The sequence below is a fragment of the Gardnerella bretellae genome, assembly GCF_048545135.1.
Lineage (GTDB): Bacteria > Actinomycetota > Actinomycetes > Actinomycetales > Bifidobacteriaceae > Bifidobacterium > Bifidobacterium greenwoodii.
Genome location: NZ_JBKQXU010000001.1, coordinates 335,108 through 353,030 on the forward strand (window position 1 = coordinate 335,108; position 17,923 = coordinate 353,030).

The following is a 17,923-nucleotide window of genomic DNA, read 5'->3' on the forward strand; positions in this document are numbered from 1 at the left end:
TATATGAGTGTTGATGTGCCATCTAAAAAAGAATTGCTGCAGTTTGTAGGCAATATTACTTATGGAGATTTTTCCAGCTCAAGTTTGCAAGATTATTCGCATGATTCTTGCTCTGAGCAAAGCAGCGGAGCTTTTCATCTTTCATCAGTTTTACCAGCTTTAAGCGATGCAATTGGCGCTCCTATAAGTACTAAAGTGCATGAAAATCCAGCTTTTTTGCGCGAAAGTCTTGGTTTTCCTAAAGTAAAATCTGCAATTGTTGTTTTAGTTGATGGATTGGGATACTGGAATATTCTAATGCGTCAAGGTCATGCGCCATATTTGCGTTCTCTTTTAAATGAGACTAAAAATCAGCGTCCTATTAAATCTTGTATTCCAAGCACAACTGTTGCTGCAATGGCAACGTTTGGCACAGGCACATGCCCAGGTCTTACTTGCATGACTGGCTATACTCAAAAAAATGCTCAAACTGGAAATCTTGCTCAACTTATTCAATTTAAAGATGCTCCAAAGCCTCTGGAATTGCAGCAGCAGCCAACAGTGTTTGAAAGCTTAGTTTCTAAAGGTTTTCGTGCAGATAGTATTAGTTTGCCTAAGTTTGAAAATTCCCCACTTACTCAAGCTGCTTTTCGTGGAGCTACTTATATTACTGCTGGAACTCCTAGAGCTAGAATCATGAAAGCTGCTAATACTACTAAAACTCCGGGATTAACTTATTTGTATTTAAGAGATACGGATAAGGTTGGGCATAATTATGGATGGGATTCCGAGCATTGGGTTGCCGCTTTTGAGCAGGTTGATTCGCAGTTGCGCTTGTTGCAGCGAAATTGTGCTAAAGGTACTTTGATTGTTATTACTGCCGACCACGGTATGATCCAGTCTGACCCTAACTCTCGTATTGATATTGCTAAAAGTGAAGAGTTAATGCGCGGAGTTGAACTGGTTGGTGGAGAACCTCGCTCTGTTATGCTTTATGCAAATAAAAACACTAATCCCGAAGATATTATTGAAAGATGGCGCAAAATTATTGGTGAAAATGCGCTTATTCGCAGCAAAAAGCAAGCTATTTTAGATGGTGTTTTTGGCAAGGTTGACCCGCGCGCAGAATCTGTTCTTGGCGACGTTCTAGTTCAGGCTCGTAACGCTTTTACTATTGTCGATTCTCGAACTCAAACAGAAAAAGCTATGAGCTTACCAAGTGTTCACGGGTCAATGACTCACATGGAAATGGATATTCCATGTCTTATTGACTTAGTGTGAATTTTTTAGCGCAATTTGCGCAGTAAAAATTCGCTCTAAAATCAAAAGAATCAGCCTTCGCCGAATAAAATCTCATCCCAGCTTGGAACTGCAGCTCTTCCACTTCGTCTCTTATTGTTATTGTGATCTGCATGATCTAAAGAGCTTTTCTTAGCAGAATCAGACTCTTGATTAGTGTCAAACTCAGCTTCATTATTTGTAGAAGTGGTATTCAAAGATTTTGCAGCATCAGAATTTACTTTTTCTGCGTTTTCAGATACTTCAACTATTTTTGCTTTCTCGGCTTTTTCGGTTTGCTTTACTTTGTCTGCCAAAGATTTTTGTGCTTCACTCGAGTCGTAAGAAAGAATACTAGATGATGCATCTTGATTTTCATCATAATCTGACTGTATAAGCGAAGGTTGCTGAGCTCTGCTGCTATTTGATAGCACGTTTTCAGCTAAATCATTTGAAGAATCTGCGATTTTCCTAGTTTTTGCGCGCTTATGCTCTTGCTTAGAATCAGAACTATCAGAAATATCCGAACTATTCGAATCAAGTTCAGAAAGCTTATCACTATTTCTAAGCTCCCATTGTGAAACAGCGCGTTCAATTCTTGCTGAACGAATTGAATTTCCCGGCAACTCTTCTGTTGAAAATGGGAAGTTTATGCTTACAGTGTCACGATACATTCCGCCGTATTGCGCTTGCTTAGCTGCATCATTACCATTTGCGTCTTCGCCAAGAAGTAAACGAGAAGATGGATTAGCGCATGTTACTGAGTTGTCATGCATATTCCATGTCCACTCAGCTTTAATAGTTCGTGTTGCAGTTTTGAAAGTAGCGCTAATAAGCCACGGCTCTAAGCCTCGGCGTGTCGCACGCCATTGAACTGTTTCCATACCAATATGAGCTTTGGCAAGAGTTCGCTCTATTAAATCTGCAAGTGTGCGCATATTGCTTTGTTTTGGTGCAGGAACAAGCAGGAATTGCTCAATAGCGTACTGTTTTTCTGTTTCCACTCCAGCAGAAAAACGCCTTACTTGGGCCTCGCTTACGTTATAACGCTTAGCAACGTGGCTTGGATCAACTCCAGCGCGAATTAAAGCCTGAATCTGCGAAATAGGCAGGGTAGCGTTCGACGATGCTGCAGATACGTTATTATCTGCCGAATTATTATCGCTATGCTTTTTAGTAATCTTTTGTGATTCAGCGATAGCGTGTTCCAGCGTGTCGTCCACTTTAATGCTTAACGGCGTGTTTTCAAAAATAAAAATCAAATTGCCGTCTGCATCAACATGGTCAAAACTCGCCTCTTTTGGCGGATTTTCAAGCATTGTGCACCACTTTCTTCGCTTTTAACAATACTATGTATATACTTTAGTCCATACACTGCATTCTTTACCATTCTATATAAGATAAAATGTGTGTATTATATGCGGGGTGGCATTAATGTATGCTATGCGCGTAGGTAGCTTAAAACGAAAGGACCATAATGGCACAGGATTATGATTCTCCTCGTAGTAAAGATGAGGACGAAGAGTCGTTGGAAGCTTTGAGCAAAAGCTCTCAAAATTCCAGCAGCGACATTGACGATGACGAGAATGCTATTGCTGAAGACTACGAGTTACCAGGTGCTGATTTAAGCAATGAAGATGCGTCTGTAACTGTTATTCCTATGCAAGGTGATGAATTTATTTGTTCTGAATGTTTCCTTGTAAAGCATCGTAGTCAATTAGCAGAAACTACGGCTGATGGACAGCCTGTTTGCAAGGAGTGCGCAGCTTAAATGGCATACGACGAGACCTACACTGGCCCCGAGCAGGTTGAGGTATTAATTCAGTATCTCGATGGCGAATCCTCCACCATGCAGCCGCTTTGTTATGCGCATGCTGGCGATGCTGGTGCAGACTTGCGTACTACTGAGGATATTACTTTGCGTCCATTTGAACGTGCTTTAGTTCCGACCGGGGTTGCTATTGCTTTGCCAGCAGGATACGTTGCTTTGGTTCATCCTCGTTCTGGTCTTGCCGCAAAACAGGGCGTAACTGTGTTGAATGCTCCTGGAACGGTTGACGCTGGGTATCGTGGCGAAATTAAAGTGCCGCTTATTAATTTAGATCCAGAAAATACCGTGAAGTTTAATCGCGGCGATCGTATTGCTCAATTGGTTATACAGCGTTATGTAGAAGCACAATTTATTCCAGCAACACAATTGCCTGGTTCTGATCGTTCAAATAAAGGCTTTGGATCAACCGGAGTACAATAATTTTTTAGTAAATCCGACCAGTTTTAGCGCTGAGTCGGATTTATTGTATTATTTGACAATTTTGTAGAGTATAACGCATTTTTGCGGGTAGGATAGTAGACAATACAGGAGGTGTGCTGCGATGGGTGAACTTCAAGATGATGTAAAAGGCGCTCATAGGCTTGGATGCGAAATCAGTGAGGATTCTCGTAACCCATTGCTGCCAATATTAAACATGTGCAAGTGGCATCATCCCGATGAAGACATGACTATTCTTCATCGTGCCTACTCCCGTGCGGTAAAACAGCATACAGGTCAGCGTCGTAAATCAGGCGAACCTTATATTATTCATCCTCTTGCAGTTGCGCAGATTCTTGCAGATCTTGGCATGGGTCCGATTGTTGTTGCAGCAGGATTATTGCACGACACTGTTGAAGATACTGATTACACGTTAGAAGAATGTCGTGCAGAATTTGGTGACACTGTAGCTGGATTAGTTGATGGTGTTACAAAAATCTCCAAGATGGAGTATGGCGAAAGCGCACAAGCTGAAACAATTCGAAAAATGGTTGTTGCTATGAGCCGAGATGTACGAGTGCTTGTTGTAAAACTTGCAGATCGTCTTCATAATGCAAGAACCTGGAGATATGTTAAGCCATCAAGTTCTCACAAAAAAGCTCGAGAAACTCTTGACGTGTATGCTCCTCTTGCAAACCGTCTTGGTATGAATGCTATTAAAACTGAACTTGAAGAACTTAGCTTCAAAGTACTTTATGCAAAAATTTATAACGAAATTGTTGTACTTGTTGCTCGTAGAGCTGGTCAGCGCGAAGTTTATTTGCGTCAAATTCTTGAAGAAATCAACGAAGATTTAGCAGTTCAACACATAGAAGCATCCGTAAAGGGTCGTCCAAAAGATTATTTCTCGATTTATCAAAAAATGATTGTTCGCGGTCACGATTTTGAGAATATTTACGATCTTGTTGGCGTTCGAATTATTGTTGACTCTATTCGAGACTGCTATGCCGCATTAGGAGCGGTTCATGCGCGTTGGAGCCCTGTTCCAGGACGTTTTAAGGACTATATTGCAACTCCTAAACTAAATATGTATCAGAGCTTGCATACTACTGTTGTTGGCCCTGGTGGAAAGCCTGTAGAAATTCAGATTCGTACTTGGGATATGCATAGGCGAGCTGAATTTGGTATTGCTGCACACTGGAAGTACAAGGCAAATGGTCAGGCTGGTAGGGCTTTAAGTAAGCCAGACAGAGATGACCGTAAGCGTGAAGGTGAGCTTGAAGAGCGTAAAGAGCTTAGTGAAGCAGATAATCTTAAGTGGATTCAGCAGCTTGCTGATTGGACTAGTGAAACGCCTGATTCTGATGAGTTCTTAGGTTCATTAAAGCAAGATCTTGGAGCTTCTGAAGTTTACGTGTTTACTCCAAAGGGAAGCATTGTTGCTCTTCCTCAGGATGCAACGCCTGTTGATTTCGCTTATTCGGTTCACACTGAAGTCGGTCACCGAATGATGGGCGCAAGAGTGAACGGAAGATTAGTTCCTTTGGACACTAAGCTTACAAATGGTGACACGGTTGAAGTTCTTACTTCAAAGTCAGATACCGCCGGCCCATCTCGTGATTGGCTGAGTTTTGTTAAAAGTCCACGTGCCAGAAATAAGATTCGTCAGTGGTTTAGCAAAGAACGTCGCTCTGAAGCCATTGAAGAGGGCAAGGACGAGCTAACTCGTGCTATGCGTAAACGTAACTTGCCTTTAACTACTTTGATGACACAGCAGGCTTTAATTGGCGTTGCGGATGAACTTAATTTGCCAGCTAATGTTGAATCATTGTACGCGGCGATTGGCGAAGGACAAGTTTCTACTCAAAATGTTATTTCGCGCTTAGTAAAAGATGCTGGTGCAGATGAGGTTGCAGAAGAAGTAGAGCAGGAAGCGTTACCTCTTAAGAATGTAGAGCGCAATAGAAAATCTAACGGTGCTTTAGGTGTTTCTGTTAAGGGTGTTGGAGACGTTTGGGTAAAGCTTGCAAGATGCTGTATGCCTGTTCCAGGAGATAACATCATTGGTTTTATTACTAGAAATCAAGGCGTGTCTGTGCATAGAACTGACTGCCAGAATATGCTTGATTTACAAAAAACTCAGCCTGAACGAGTTATTCCTGTTCAATGGACTAGCGATAAAGGTTTGTTCTTAGTAAAGGTTCAGGTTGAAGCTTTGGATAGGCAACACTTGCTATCTGATGTTACTCGCGTACTTTCGGATCATGGCGTAAATATTCTTTCCGGAACTATTGCCACTGGAGATGATCGTGTTGCAACAAGCCAGTTTACGTTTGAAATGGCAGACCCTCAGCATCTGAATACGCTTTTGGCTGCTATTCGTAAGATTGAAGGCGTTTTTGACGTCTATCGTATTACTGGCGCAAAAGATAGCGCTGAGCCTCGTTTGCGTAAAATGGAGCGCGGAGACTTATAAATAAAAAATAAAATAAGATAAAAATAAGAAGGACGTCCAACTTTGGAACGTCCTTCTTTATTAATCGCACATTTTGAATGTGCATCCGTCTAATTTCAGGCGGTAACAGCCTTCTTCAACAAGGAACCAGCGGAGATACGTACACCGTAAGAAGCTGGAATCTTGATGGTTTCGCCGGTACGAGGGTTGCGGCCAGTGCGCTCAGCGCGCTTTACGCGCTCTGCAGAGAACAGACCAGTGAGCTTCAAACCTTCACCAGACTGCAAAGCCTCAACGAACACATCCTGGAATGCGTTGACGGCGGCCTCGGCCTGTGCCTTGGTCAGGTTGGACTTCTGTGCGATCTTAGAAACGAGATCAGACTTGTTGTATGCCATGCAGCATCCTTTGGGTCAGGGGCCTTCTTTGCAAAGGCCACGTTCATTCTCGATACTAATACATTTTCCCTACAAATGTGGCCTTTTTTAGCATTTTTTTCAATAATTTTATGTATTTTTTTATAAAAAACTCATTCTGAATAGTCTTATTGCGATTTTTTGATAGAAAAATACACAAAAGTTGAGCAATTAAGCCATTTATACTAGTTCACGACTGCTAAGCCAATTCATAGCAAAGGCGCCAATAGGAATTCTTAGCCAGTAGAACATAAGCCTATAAAGCAGGGTTGCAGATAATGCAATAGTAGGTGGAACTCCAACAGACGTAAACGCAAAAGTAAGAGAAGCCTCAACCGCGCCTAAGCCGCCAGGAGTTGGTATTGCGGATCCTGCAGTGTTTGCAAGAATGAACAAAAGTATTGTTTCCCAAGGGTTCGCATAGTAGCCAAACGCAAGTAAAGCAACCCAATATCCCAATCCAATGCAAGCAACCAATACAATCGCTCCAAAAGATCCGCCAATAAGCTGAAGAGGGTGTGAAACAAGCTCTTTAACCTGTCTGCCATAATCAGACAGTATTGGCAGATAATGCTTGCGAATAATTTTACGAGCCTTAGGAATGGCCATTAAAGTGCATATTAACAAGGTTATTACGCCAATAACTGTAATAAGCATGTGCGTTGGAATCATTCCAGAAAGCACATTCTTTCCAGTAAAAATACCAATAACAAGAAGAACAATAGTTGTTATTAAAGCTTGAATAAGCCATACTGCGCTAGTTATAGCAGTAGCTTGAGTTGAATTGTAGCCATTCTTTTTCAATAATTGCATATTGACAAAAGCAGGGCCAACGCCTGCAGGCATAGAAACTGCTGTAAAACCTGATGCTGCTTGAGAAGCAAACAAAACCGTAGAAGACGGTTTTTGATCATCCATAAACGATCCTAAAGTAATTGCAGAGCCAACCCAAGCAAGCATACTGAAAATAAAGCAAAGCAAAACCATCAGATTATTAGCATGCTTCAATGCTGCAAATACTTCCTGAGGATGCCATTGTGTTGCAATAACAGCAATAGCAATAATTGCTAGAACAAGGCTCACAAAGAATCGAATATTAAAACGTGCTAATCGCACTGTATCATAGTCTTCCTCATCAGTATGCAGTGCGACTGTCTGGCTTAGCTTATTGCAAAGATGCTCAAAAACTTTCTTATTCCAAGAAGGAAGAGAACGTGTTGATGCAGGAATAGCAGCTTTTTGCATAAAAGGAAGTATTTCTGCAAGCTTGTCTGCACCCCAAGCGTTAAGAGCGGCTTTGATTGAAGTTTCAATATCTGTGCATGCAGCAATAAGAGTCAATAATTGAACTTTATCTAAAGCAATATTTGTTGAATCGCTGGCAACATCGCCATTTTGCCATCCTGCAATAACAGGAGTTCCATCCTCTAAACGTGCAATAGTTTCTGGAGTAATTCTTCGATGCGTAATTCCTCGCATATTTGCAGCGTCAACGTATCGCATAAGTTTCGCCGCATCTTCAACAGTTAGAGTGTTCAAATTACAAGGAAGTAAAGCATTTGCTGCGTGAAAAACCATGATTGATGATTTATCGCTGTCAGATACTCCGTAAACATTAGCAGTTGGCAAATGAAGATTTCTCAATACAAGAAGCATTGAAAGATGATGGTGCACGGAATGTCTTGCTGAACGGTCACGTCGAGTTGGAATATCAATTAAACGCACCCACTGCCACAGCTGGTTCAAATATCCAGGTAAATGCACTTGATTGTCTAAAACTGAAATAACATAGTGCATTCCGTGAATATCAGTTGCGTCATAAAGTCTTGAATTTTCGATTAAATCGTCATCCAAGCTTGAGCGTAAAACTCCAGTATGGTCAGCCTGCTGAGTTCTGCGAGTAAGCTGAGTTAGATTATCTATACCAATATTTTTAAGCGCAATAACGATGTCATCACCCCAAGCGCCTTTACTGCTCGTACCTTTAGCAAATCTTATTAATGTTCCAATAGTTCTTCCTACGCAGCAAGAAATAAGCGCTGCAGGGTAGGAGTCCCATGAAGAAAATAGCAGTATTGCAGAAACAATAAACAGAGCATTCCAGCCCCACATTACATGCTTATATTCTTTACGCGGGCCACTTACTGTAAGAAACGCAACCAGAACAGCGTACATGTCTGGCAATAATTCTGTTACTGAATTTGTTGGTTGAGAATGCAATGCAGAAAGCAGGGGCAAATTGTGTGTAGAAGCAATAGCGTCAGAAAGCAGCCATATTGAGCCGTAGCTTACAAACAGCGTAATAACAGAAATAGCAGTATCAATCCAACGCTTTTGTGCAGCCATAAAAGCAATTACTTCTGCAACAACAATAAGCGTTAAACCCTGCTGTATTAACGCGCACGGAATTCCAGTAACAGTAAGACCAATGATTTTACTAGCGCTACGGGCGTCAATTTCCACGCCGACTGTTGTTGCAGAAAGCCACATTGCTGACAAAACTGTAAGTACGGCAACAGCAATAGCTGAAAGTGCGTACAGCAAATCAGCCCAATTTCTCACTAAACTTGGCTGAGTGTCTTCAATAACAAGATTTGGATTTATGCGAGATTGCATTGTTCTTACCGTCTACTTATTGAATAAAATCCACCAATCGTGAAGCAAAACCAGTGTAAGAAGCAGGAGTTAAAGACTTTAATCTGCAAGCTGTAGCCTCGTCAAACTCGCGAGAAGAAATAAAATCTTCAACATCCTTTTGAGAAATATGATGTCCTCGCATAAGCTCTTTAACCTGCTCATAAGGACGCTCCATTCCAGGAACTCCCGCAATTTCTTCAGCACGCATAGCGGTTTGAATTGGCTCGCCAAGAACTTCCCAATTAGCATCCAATTCTTTAAGAATAAAATCAGAATTAGGGTGAATAGAATTAAGTCCGCCCAAAAGATTGTTAAGAGCCAAAAGAGCGTAGCCAAAAGCAGAACCGATATTTCTCTGAGTTGTAGAATCTGTAAGATCCCTCTGCCAACGGCTTTCTGTAAGAGTTGCGCAAAGAGTATCAAACAGAGAGCAAGAAATCTCAAGATTAGCTTCAGCGTTCTCAAAGCGAATAGGATTCACCTTATGAGGCATAGTAGAAGATCCAGTAGCACCTTTTACAGGAACTTGAACAAAAATGCCTCGAGAAATATACATCCAAACATCAACAGCAAGATTGTGCAAAATATGGTTAGTGTGGCTTACTGTGCTATAAAGTTCAGCCTGCCAGTCGTGACTTTCAATTTGTGTTGTTAATGGATTCCATTGAAGAGACATGCGATTTTCAACAAACTCTTTAGAAACGCCAATCCAATCAACATTAGGGAATGCTGCTAAATGAGCACCAAAAGTACCAGTAGCACCATTAATCTTGCCCAAATATTCCTGATTGTCGAGATGTTTAATCTGACGCTTCAAACGGTATGCAAAAACAGCTAATTCTTTACCCAAAGTTGTTGGAGTAGCAGGCTGACCATGCGTCAAAGAAAGCATTGGCAAGTCGCGATACTTTTGAGCATTGCTCACTAAATATTCAACAATTGCTTCCAAATTCGGCCTGTAAACATTCAAAACCGCATTTTTTACGCAACGAGCGATAGAAAGATTGTTAATATCTTCACTTGTGCACGAAAAATGAACCAAAGTTTTAAGATTAGACATCTGAGTTTCGTGACCTAACTTCTTTTCAGCCTCATCCAAAGCGTCATCAATGTAGTATTCAACAGCTTTAACATCGTGATGCGTAACAGCCTCATGAGCAGCATGACGAGCAATTCCTTCAGCATCGAAATCTTCAGGAATACTGCGCAAATACTCACATTCTTCATTCGTTAAAGGATTGACACCATTAACAATAGGCTTCCAATTATTGCCCTCATATCCGTTTGCAAGAAGAATCATCCACTCAACTTCAACACGCATGCGCTCGCGGTTTAACGCAGGTTCACTTAAGTATTCAACAAGTTCTGAAGTTTGATTATGGTAACGACCGTCTAAAGGAGTCAGAGCTATTGCAGGAGAAATATCAGTAAGCTTCATACTTGCAAGGTTACATCATGCTGTGAATTAGGCAGTTAGATAAATTATATTAACTAATGCATTATGCCTTGCCATAGGGTAGTGCTTTCTAACTTTCCGTTGATAATACTGTTAAAATGCTGATTATGCATAATCACATTTTTAGAGCCTAATTGCAGAGCGTCATCGTAGGCAGCTTTATGATAGTGCATGTCATGAGTTAAAGTTCCTTCTTCAGGCACATCGTTTACAAATATTCCGTCTTTACTAAATTTTTGATTAGAATATTTCCTTCCAGAAAAACGCGTTACTCCAGGAGGCAAAGGCTTTTGAGTTTCTTTAACATGTATTGCTTTGCCATGAATAGTAATCCAATTACTGCGGCGAGGATTTTCCTTACCATCGAGAGATGGAACAAGCTCATCTTCCATTTCAATACTCGTAACCCAAGTGCGTTTTGCAATAGGATGATTTGCAATAGGAGAGCCTGCGGTTACTACATGCTGTATGTTGTACTCTTTTGAATAATCGCTTGCAATACTTGCAGCAACAATACCGCCTTGCGAATGACCAACTAACACAACAGGATCTTTAGATTTAATCCCAGATTTTTTCATTGCTTCAACAACCATTCTTGTGCTATCTGCTTGCTTTCTAGCTAAAGGAGTATGACTCATTACCTCAGCATTCTGCTCCCATCCAAACGGTGAATGAGCCTTACCATCTGTTCCAGGTATTACAACTAGCCATGATGTTTTTCCGTCCGCTTTTTTGAAGCGTGAAATAGCAATAGTTGCGGCATCTGGATTAACAAGTGGAGGTCGAACTCCCAAATTTCCGCTGCCAAGCTCAGCTAAATTATCGAGAGTTTCACTCAAATTTCTTCCAGGTTTAGGAAGAACAAAAGCTGGTTTTCTCCATGGTTCGTTAATTTTAGTAACAGTTAGATTATTACCTTGCTTTTTGTTATTTAACTGTGCTGTAAAAAGGCTTAGCGCTCCAGAAACAAACGGAACTGAAGAAACTGTTTTGCTTGAATTATCAATATGCTTATTTGCGTACTTTAAGAAATTAAGCGACTTATTTCGATACGTTTTTGTCATTCGATTATTTCTTTTACTTTGCGCTGCTCCTAAAATAGACAGAGGTATGCCTGTAATTGGGTTTATTAGTAGATTTTGAGAAAGGCCTCGAATAGTTCCTTGCTGAATTTTGCGAGTTTTGTGAGCCCATTTCCCAACATTTTTAAGACCTGTGTGGTTATTAGCATCGCTAGACGCTGAAGAGAGTGCTGAAATAAAAAATGGTAAGGATGTTATAGGAAAAATTGCTGTAAGAAGCGCAATTCCATTATCAAATTGCTCTTTTGCTTTCTGCTCAGCTTCCTCGTAAATGCCGCTTGCTCTAATAATAAGAGCTGCCAACTGCTCTAAATTTTGAGACATATTTTGACATTTAGACGCATAAACATTGCACATACTTGGAGTTAGAAAACTTTGAGAAGCGTTTATAGTAAAAGGCGATGAAGGGTTGTAAGAAGCTGATAAATTATTAAAAGCCGAAGTTTGATTAGAAATAACCATTGCAGCATGCTGCCAAGAAGCACTTAACATTGACATTTCATGCGCAAGATTGCTTAGTTTTCTAGATACACTGCAGTATGCTTCGCTTTGCGCAACTGTAAGAGGCATTCCGCCCGAAACAGAAGATTGAACTTTCCAAGGCATATTACATTCCTCCTCTAATTTCGTAGAGTGAATATGCTTGGCTAGCAATATTGCTCATGCTATGGCGAAAATACTGGGCAGCAATACCTTGCCATTCGTTTAATTCGCTCGCTGAGGCTGCAGCAAGAATGTTTCTTGCGCACTGTTCAGTGCGCTGAATAAGCCATTTCCATTCGTAATATGTGTGCATAATTAAGTATTAAACACACTTGATAAATTAAAGTCACCAAAAAGTAGGCATTGTGGATAAAAGCTATAAGCAATTACCAAGGCTTATTTGCACCGTCTGAACTCGTTGTGCGTTTAGTCGTTTTTTCTTTTCCGTTTTGATTATCTTGATCTTCTTGATCTTGTTGATCTTTAGGATTTACCTTATTATTCTGCTTAAGCAAGTCTTCTACTTTATTTTTTTGTGTATTGTTAAGTTTAGGCTTGCTTGATTCAGTCTGATTCTTATTTTCTTCGCTCTTGCTAGAGTTTTTTAGTTGATTACTTTTAGACGTATGAGATTTAGTATTATTTTTACCATTCTTTTGCTTAAGGCTCTCAGTAAACTTTCGTGAAATTTCAGAATTGTGATCAATATTTTCGCTAAGTTTTGGTAATAAAAGTATTTGCTGAGATTTAGCGTCACTAAATTGTGCGTCAGTCTGCTGCTGTTGTGTAACCAATATATCTTTGTCACTGTAAATATTTTTAGCAGATTTCATATTTGCAATAAGACTGTTTGTTGCAGCATTATACGCATATTGCGCACGCCAATTAGTAATCGCATAGTATGCTGCGAATAACGCAATAATAAGAAATATAATAGAAATAACTCGAATAATATTTCGTTTAGATATGCGCATCATACTAATTTCCTTGATGTAATAAACCAAACAACTAATTCCCATATAAGCAAAACAGCAGCAATTGTGGCAAATGGCCAAATAATTGGTTCTGGACGCAAGCGTGGTTTCGCTGTTTCATTCATACGCCACTGATGAGAAAGTATTGGCTTTGCTTCACTTCCTAAAGCGTGATTTAAAGAAGAATGAATATACTTTCCGCTAAGCTCATCCGCAATATTTCGCAAGTTTTTCTCATCAAGCTTTGAAATGCCAGGTTTTCCAGTAGAAGGATCTTTAACCCATTCTATTGAAGAACTTAAATTGGAATCTCCTTCTGATTTTCCTTGCAAATCTTCCTCAGAAGCGTAGTCGTCAATACTTAATTTCGTACTTTTAAGCGGTATTTTTGCACCTTTAGACGAGCCAATACCAATAACAAAAGCGTGAGTAATATAAGCTCGTAAAGATGAGAATGTTCTGCGCTTTCGTTGAGTTGTTTCTTCGCCATCACTAAGAACATACAGCACTGTTGTGTCATCTGGATGAGCGTCATGAATAGCTTTTGCGGTGAGCAAAGTCTGATCTATTGGAGCGTCCAGGCTTGTTCCTGTAGCAATACTTGTAGGCTCTGTAAGTAATGTGGTTATCCAATTATCAACCGCTTTTGCATCAGGAGTTAACGGCACATCAACAGACGTGGATGCTCCAAAAGAAATAGCTGCAAAACTCGCATTTGCATAAGACTTAGTTATTTGCTTAACAATAGCGCGAGCTGCATCAATACGCTCAATATTTGCCTTATTGTCATAATTTGCATCTTTGGCTCGCATTGATCCTGTAATATCAACTGCAATGATTACGTTAGTTGCGTTTACAGCACGTTGCATAGTTGCGCGCATAATACTAGGGGATAGTATGCAGATTACGAGCATTGCGCAAATAGCTATCCTGCGCAATCTCATTGCTAAAGTTTCGTTTGTTAGTGCCAATTTTCTTCTTAAAGGCACGATTTCAAAAAACATTGCAACAAGAACAATAAGTACGGCTATAATCGCAACAATCCAACCATAAGATGGAGCGAGAACCAGTTGACCTGCTTTAGCAGTGTCATCTGCCACAATTTTGCCATATGAGAAATTGAGAGCCGCGGCTGAAAATAGTGTTGATATCATCGCTTAATCCTCTTTGCAATAGCCAACCACACAACAACGCTTACAACGCTAATAAGCACCCATATTCCAGGATCGTCGCTAAACGCTGATTGCGTTGTGCCTTGAGGGATAACTGAGTGACGTTTTTCAATTTCTCTTACAAGATTAAGAACAGAATCAGTATTTCGTTGAGTTAAGAATATTCCGCCATGAGATTCAATAAGATTCTTCATGTCTACAGTTGTATCTTCATTCTCATTCTGTTTAGCGCCTGAATATAAGCCGTAAACAGTTATATTTGCTTGCTTAGTCAAATCTAAAGCTTGCTTTAACGAGTAAGTTGGATTTCCGGAAACAACATTATCTGTTGCAAGAACAATTGATGCACTTCTGTTAAAACGACTTTGAGATTTACTAGAATTATGCGCATTGCCATAAATAAAACCAGGAAGCATTGCAGCGCAACTAACTAAGCCATCTCCAATAAGAGAAGTTGCATTTTTTCTATTTTGTGTACCTTCAAGCCAATCAGAAATTTCCTGATATTGGCGCTGCTGCAAATTGTCAATCTTATTTTGAGACTGAACCCCTCCAAGCAAATTAGCAGCATACTGCAGCTGCTTTTTAGCTAGACGATAATCATCTGTTAAAGGAAAAACTGTTCTAGAAGTGGAATTAAAAATACTTAAACCTATTCGTTCGCCTTGGAAATGCTCAATAAAATTAAGATAAGCAAGAATAACTTCGCGATCGTAAGGCAATGCAGAGCCGGAAACATCCAGACACAAAACAATATCTCTAGAACTTATTTGTTCATCCGCATTAAACACTCGAGAAGGCCTAGAGGCAGTTGCAAGTGATCCTAATAAAGACAAAACCAACATTGCTGTTGCAAATCTTTTAAGTCTTCTCCACATATACCATGAGTGACTTGCTAAAGATCCTTGCAAATCTTCATCAAAAGTAAAAGTGTAGAATTTTTGATTCAGATTGTGGTGATGCTTTTGATACTGCTTTTTAAGAATATTCTGACGAATAACGTCACCAATAATCAAAACAGCAAAAATAACTAAGCAAACTAGTATTCCTGCAGCAAAAATTAAAGGCCACTTAAAACGCCAAGGCCACAAAGTCTCAAATATCTTACTCATTAGCGTTGCCCCTTCGTTTGCCAGCCTTCGAGCAAAACAAGAACCCACTCTGCTGCTTGATCAACAGTAGTATTTTGTGCCTGTTTATTCTCTTTATAATTAGCAAATTCGGGCGGATACAAAGCTGCGATTGTTTGGCGCAACATATCTGCACCCTTTTTATTGCGCCACTTTAGGCGCAAAGAACTAATTTCACCTAAAGTATGCGTTTTAATATCTTCACCACTCATTCGAGAAACGTAAGTTCTAGCAACTGAAGCTAGCTTTGCACAAGCCTGATCAGAAGTAAGCTCATTGCTGTGATACTGTTTTACAATTTCATCAATTTCATTTCGCCACGCTTGTTTGTTTTCTCGATGAACGTGTACAGCATTATCCGCAATTTCGTCAGAAGATAACAAAACTTTCGGCTTTTTGAAAGAAAAATACAAAATAATTGCAGCAACAACAATAACAACAAAAGCAACGCCAAGTATGCTTGCAAAAAGAATGTCGTTGTGAATCTGTGGGTAAATATCTTGCATACTCATTACTGCACATCCTCCTTGCGTAATGATTCAGTAAGATAATTCGTACGACTTACAGATTTGGCAGACACTCGGAAAATTTCCTCACTAGATGACCCACATATTAATGACGCTTTAACGCCAACAAGCATGTCACGCAAGGCACTACTTTTGATGCTTCTGCGATTTTCAACCTCTTGCTTAACGTTATCGTTTTGCAAAAATGCTGGAATTCTTCGCAAAGTAATGCCATCGTTTATACGCATGTTAATTGTCTTATCAAAAGAATTAACTGGGCAAATAGTTACAACAACGAGATTATGATTTTGAGTAATTTTTCGTAAACTATCCGCATCGTGAGCTTGCAACGCATACTCGTCTGTAATAAGAACAACAAGACCGTTTGAATCAACAAACTTTTGCATTGATTTAATCAAATACTCAGTATTTCGAATATGACTTCGAGTATTAAGCAAAGCGCTGTCAAGGTTCCTTTCAAAATCAGAAAGATTACGAGCTTGAGGAACTTTAACTGTGTTGCTACCATCAACGCAAAGTAGCGAAACAGAATCGTGACGTCTTAAACTTAAAGCTGCAAAAAAGCATGCAGCGTTTGCAGCAATCTCATACAATGTTTCAAAAGATTTGCAAGCGCCGTTCATATTAATACTTGCGTCACACACAATCCAAGTATGAGATGACGAAGTACGTTCGCGCGAAGAAACCATAGGCTGACCCGTTCTAGCACTAGCAGACCAGTTCATCATTCGCGCTTCGTCACCAGGTTGCCAAGTGTGAACATCAATAACATCACCGGTTCCAAAACGGCGATGTGAAGGATGCTCACCTTCTAGTAATCCCAATGCTTTACGAGCAATAGGCAAATCTATGCGTTGGTCGAGCAGCTCAATTTTTCTGCGAACGGCTTTGGCTGGCTCAGACAACGCTAAACGTTTCATAGGTATCATGGCACAGGAACAGTCTTTACCAATGCGTCAATAACTTGATCAGTAGTAATAGAGTCTGCCAAAGCTTCAAAAGTCAACAGAATACGGTGTCTTAATACTTCGTGCGCGAATAATTTAACATCTTCTGGAATTACATAGTCTCTACCAGAAAGCAAAGCATGAGCCTGAGCAATGCGAATAAGCGCAATAGAAGCACGAGGGCTTGCACCCATGCGAACAAGAGTATTAATGGTTGCAAGAGGGTGAGAGCCTTCGCCTCGAGAAGTTGCAACAATGTCAACAGCATACTTCATAACTGCTTCAGAAACATGAATATGTCGTGCTGCAGCACGCATAAACACAACATCTTGCAAGCTAATGCGCTGTGTGCTTAAAGTTGCAGGGTCAACAACATCTGATCCTCTTTGTGTAAGCAACTGAAGCATTTTAACTTCTTCGTCAGGATTCGGGTAGGTCATAATTGCCTTAACCATAAAACGATCCATTTGAGCTTCAGGAAGATTAAAAGTGCCTTCTTCTTCAATAGGATTCTGAGTTGCAATAACCATAAAAGGCTGAGGTAGCGCAATACGCTCACCGCCGATTGTTGTTGCGCCTTCTGCCATAGCTTCGAGCATTGCAGATTGAGTTTTTGCATTAGATCGGTTGATTTCGTCTAGCAAAATAATATTTGCGTGAATAGGACCAATCTGAGTAGTAAAACGTTGGGATGCAAAATCAAAAACTTGCGTACCAACTAAATCAGCTGGCATTAAATCAGGAGTGCACTGCACGCGTCGGAAGCTACCAGACATTGCAGTTGCAAGAGTTTGTGCAGCAGTGGTTTTTGCAAGGCCTGGCACAGATTCAATAAGAATATGTCCGCCAGCAATAAGTGTTAAAATAAGAGATTCTCGCAATGCTTCCTGACCGACTAAAGTTTGTGCAAAGCGCGAGCGCAAAATGTTTGCAATCTGCTGGCAGCGACGAATATCGTCTGCTGAAATAGTAGTCGAATCTTGAGCATTTGATAATCCAACTGTAGATTTACCTGCTGCAGAAGCTATATTCGCGTTAGGAATCATATTGGAATTATTATTTAATTGTTGCTTACGTGGTTGCGGTGGAAATAATGCCATAGGCTCTATGTTAGCTGATATACGGTACTGAAATTGGTA

General features: G+C 40.3%; 16 protein-coding genes. 4 read left to right on the top strand and 12 right to left on the bottom strand.

Features of this window, described 5'->3' with window-relative positions:
- Window positions 1-3: 3 nt before the first annotated feature.
- Window positions 4-1,260, top strand: coding sequence for an alkaline phosphatase family protein (locus ACJV7B_RS01365; RefSeq protein ID WP_419388778.1), 1,257 nt, complete (start codon window positions 4-6; stop codon window positions 1,258-1,260).
- A gap of 50 nt (window positions 1,261-1,310) precedes the next feature.
- Here the strand turns inward: ACJV7B_RS01365 and sepH are convergent, their stop codons facing one another.
- A complete protein-coding gene (gene sepH / locus ACJV7B_RS01370) occupies window positions 1,311-2,576 on the bottom strand; it encodes a septation protein SepH (protein WP_419388779.1) in 1,266 nt (421 codons plus the stop codon).
- 158 nt (window positions 2,577-2,734) lie between these two features.
- Here sepH and ACJV7B_RS01375 point away from each other — a divergent pair, with 158 nt between their 5' ends.
- The 3 genes from ACJV7B_RS01375 (at window position 2,735) to ACJV7B_RS01385 (ending at window position 5,981) form a co-directional block, all read left to right on the top strand.
- Window positions 2,735-3,028 (top strand): DUF4193 domain-containing protein, encoded by a 294-nt coding sequence (locus ACJV7B_RS01375; protein WP_004128217.1) that lies wholly within the window; start codon window positions 2,735-2,737, stop codon window positions 3,026-3,028.
- Window positions 3,029-3,508: a dUTP diphosphatase gene (gene dut / locus ACJV7B_RS01380; protein WP_004128220.1), complete on the top strand. Its 480-nt coding sequence runs from the start codon at window positions 3,029-3,031 to the stop codon at window positions 3,506-3,508.
- Window positions 3,509-3,629: 121 nt separating this feature from the next.
- The gene (locus ACJV7B_RS01385) at window positions 3,630-5,981 is read left to right on the top strand and encodes a RelA/SpoT family protein (RefSeq protein ID WP_004136141.1); all 2,352 of its coding nucleotides are present in this window, start codon (window positions 3,630-3,632) and stop codon (window positions 5,979-5,981) included.
- Between the two features lie 95 nt (window positions 5,982-6,076).
- Here ACJV7B_RS01385 and ACJV7B_RS01390 read toward each other — a convergent pair whose 3' ends face one another.
- The 11 genes from ACJV7B_RS01390 to ACJV7B_RS01440 form a co-directional block, all read right to left on the bottom strand.
- A complete protein-coding gene (locus ACJV7B_RS01390) occupies window positions 6,077-6,358 on the bottom strand; it encodes an HU family DNA-binding protein (RefSeq protein ID WP_004119480.1) in 282 nt (93 codons plus the stop codon).
- Between the two features lie 198 nt (window positions 6,359-6,556).
- A complete protein-coding gene (locus tag ACJV7B_RS01395) occupies window positions 6,557-8,992 on the bottom strand; it encodes a lysylphosphatidylglycerol synthase transmembrane domain-containing protein (protein WP_004136143.1) in 2,436 nt (811 codons plus the stop codon).
- A 16-nt stretch (window positions 8,993-9,008) separates the two neighbouring features.
- Entirely contained in the window at window positions 9,009-10,451 is a 1,443-nt protein-coding gene (gene purB / locus ACJV7B_RS01400; RefSeq protein WP_419388780.1) for an adenylosuccinate lyase, read from the bottom strand.
- Between the two features lie 53 nt (window positions 10,452-10,504).
- Window positions 10,505-12,157, bottom strand: coding sequence for an alpha/beta hydrolase (locus ACJV7B_RS01405; protein ID WP_419388781.1), 1,653 nt, complete (start codon window positions 12,155-12,157; stop codon window positions 10,505-10,507).
- Window position 12,158: 1 nt separating this feature from the next.
- Window positions 12,159-12,347 carry a hypothetical protein gene (locus ACJV7B_RS01410; protein ID WP_004136156.1) on the bottom strand — a complete coding sequence of 63 codons (189 nt, stop codon included), beginning with the start codon at window positions 12,345-12,347 and terminating at the stop codon, window positions 12,159-12,161.
- Window positions 12,348-12,420: 73 nt separating this feature from the next.
- Entirely contained in the window at window positions 12,421-13,011 is a 591-nt protein-coding gene (locus ACJV7B_RS01415; RefSeq protein ID WP_004136163.1) for a DUF6466 family protein, read from the bottom strand.
- Window positions 13,008-14,162, bottom strand: coding sequence for a vWA domain-containing protein (locus ACJV7B_RS01420; RefSeq protein WP_419388782.1), 1,155 nt, complete (start codon window positions 14,160-14,162; stop codon window positions 13,008-13,010). The genes ACJV7B_RS01415 and ACJV7B_RS01420 overlap by 4 nt, the downstream gene beginning before the upstream one ends.
- The gene (locus tag ACJV7B_RS01425) at window positions 14,159-15,292 is read right to left on the bottom strand and encodes a vWA domain-containing protein (RefSeq protein WP_419388783.1); all 1,134 of its coding nucleotides are present in this window, start codon (window positions 15,290-15,292) and stop codon (window positions 14,159-14,161) included. Before ACJV7B_RS01425 ends, ACJV7B_RS01420 begins: the two co-directional genes overlap by 4 nt.
- Entirely contained in the window at window positions 15,292-15,822 is a 531-nt protein-coding gene (locus tag ACJV7B_RS01430; protein ID WP_419388784.1) for a hypothetical protein, read from the bottom strand. Before ACJV7B_RS01430 ends, ACJV7B_RS01425 begins: the two co-directional genes overlap by 1 nt.
- Window positions 15,822-16,766 carry a DUF58 domain-containing protein gene (locus tag ACJV7B_RS01435; RefSeq protein WP_419388785.1) on the bottom strand — a complete coding sequence of 315 codons (945 nt, stop codon included), beginning with the start codon at window positions 16,764-16,766 and terminating at the stop codon, window positions 15,822-15,824. Before ACJV7B_RS01435 ends, ACJV7B_RS01430 begins: the two co-directional genes overlap by 1 nt.
- Window positions 16,763-17,884: an AAA family ATPase gene (locus tag ACJV7B_RS01440; protein ID WP_308581794.1), complete on the bottom strand. Its 1,122-nt coding sequence runs from the start codon at window positions 17,882-17,884 to the stop codon at window positions 16,763-16,765. Before ACJV7B_RS01440 ends, ACJV7B_RS01435 begins: the two co-directional genes overlap by 4 nt.
- Window positions 17,885-17,923 lie beyond the last annotated feature (39 nt).

Bases quoted from the DNA above. Each gene is read 5' to 3' on its own strand.
- ACJV7B_RS01410 (WP_004136156.1), bottom strand. From the start codon at position 12,347: ATGCACACATATTACGAATGGAAATGGCTTATTCAGCGCACTGAACAG.
- ACJV7B_RS01415 (WP_004136163.1), bottom strand. From the start codon at position 13,011: ATGATGCGCATATCTAAACGAAATATTATTCGAGTTATTTCTATTATA.
- purB (WP_419388780.1), bottom strand. From the start codon at position 10,451: ATGAAGCTTACTGATATTTCTCCTGCAATAGCTCTGACTCCTTTAGAC.
- ACJV7B_RS01425 (WP_419388783.1), bottom strand. From the start codon at position 15,292: ATGAGTAAGATATTTGAGACTTTGTGGCCTTGGCGTTTTAAGTGGCCT.
- ACJV7B_RS01395 (WP_004136143.1), bottom strand. From the start codon at position 8,992: ATGCAATCTCGCATAAATCCAAATCTTGTTATTGAAGACACTCAGCCA.
- ACJV7B_RS01365 (WP_419388778.1), top strand. From the start codon at position 4: ATGAGTGTTGATGTGCCATCTAAAAAAGAATTGCTGCAGTTTGTAGGC.
- ACJV7B_RS01430 (WP_419388784.1), bottom strand. From the start codon at position 15,822: ATGAGTATGCAAGATATTTACCCACAGATTCACAACGACATTCTTTTT.
- ACJV7B_RS01390 (WP_004119480.1), bottom strand. From the start codon at position 6,358: ATGGCATACAACAAGTCTGATCTCGTTTCTAAGATCGCACAGAAGTCC.
- ACJV7B_RS01405 (WP_419388781.1), bottom strand. From the start codon at position 12,157: ATGCCTTGGAAAGTTCAATCTTCTGTTTCGGGCGGAATGCCTCTTACA.
- ACJV7B_RS01385 (WP_004136141.1), top strand. From the start codon at position 3,630: ATGGGTGAACTTCAAGATGATGTAAAAGGCGCTCATAGGCTTGGATGC.
- sepH (WP_419388779.1), bottom strand. From the start codon at position 2,576: ATGCTTGAAAATCCGCCAAAAGAGGCGAGTTTTGACCATGTTGATGCA.
- ACJV7B_RS01375 (WP_004128217.1), top strand. From the start codon at position 2,735: ATGGCACAGGATTATGATTCTCCTCGTAGTAAAGATGAGGACGAAGAG.
- ACJV7B_RS01435 (WP_419388785.1), bottom strand. From the start codon at position 16,766: ATGATACCTATGAAACGTTTAGCGTTGTCTGAGCCAGCCAAAGCCGTT.
- dut (WP_004128220.1), top strand. From the start codon at position 3,029: ATGGCATACGACGAGACCTACACTGGCCCCGAGCAGGTTGAGGTATTA.
- ACJV7B_RS01420 (WP_419388782.1), bottom strand. From the start codon at position 14,162: ATGATATCAACACTATTTTCAGCCGCGGCTCTCAATTTCTCATATGGC.
- ACJV7B_RS01440 (WP_308581794.1), bottom strand. From the start codon at position 17,884: ATGGCATTATTTCCACCGCAACCACGTAAGCAACAATTAAATAATAAT.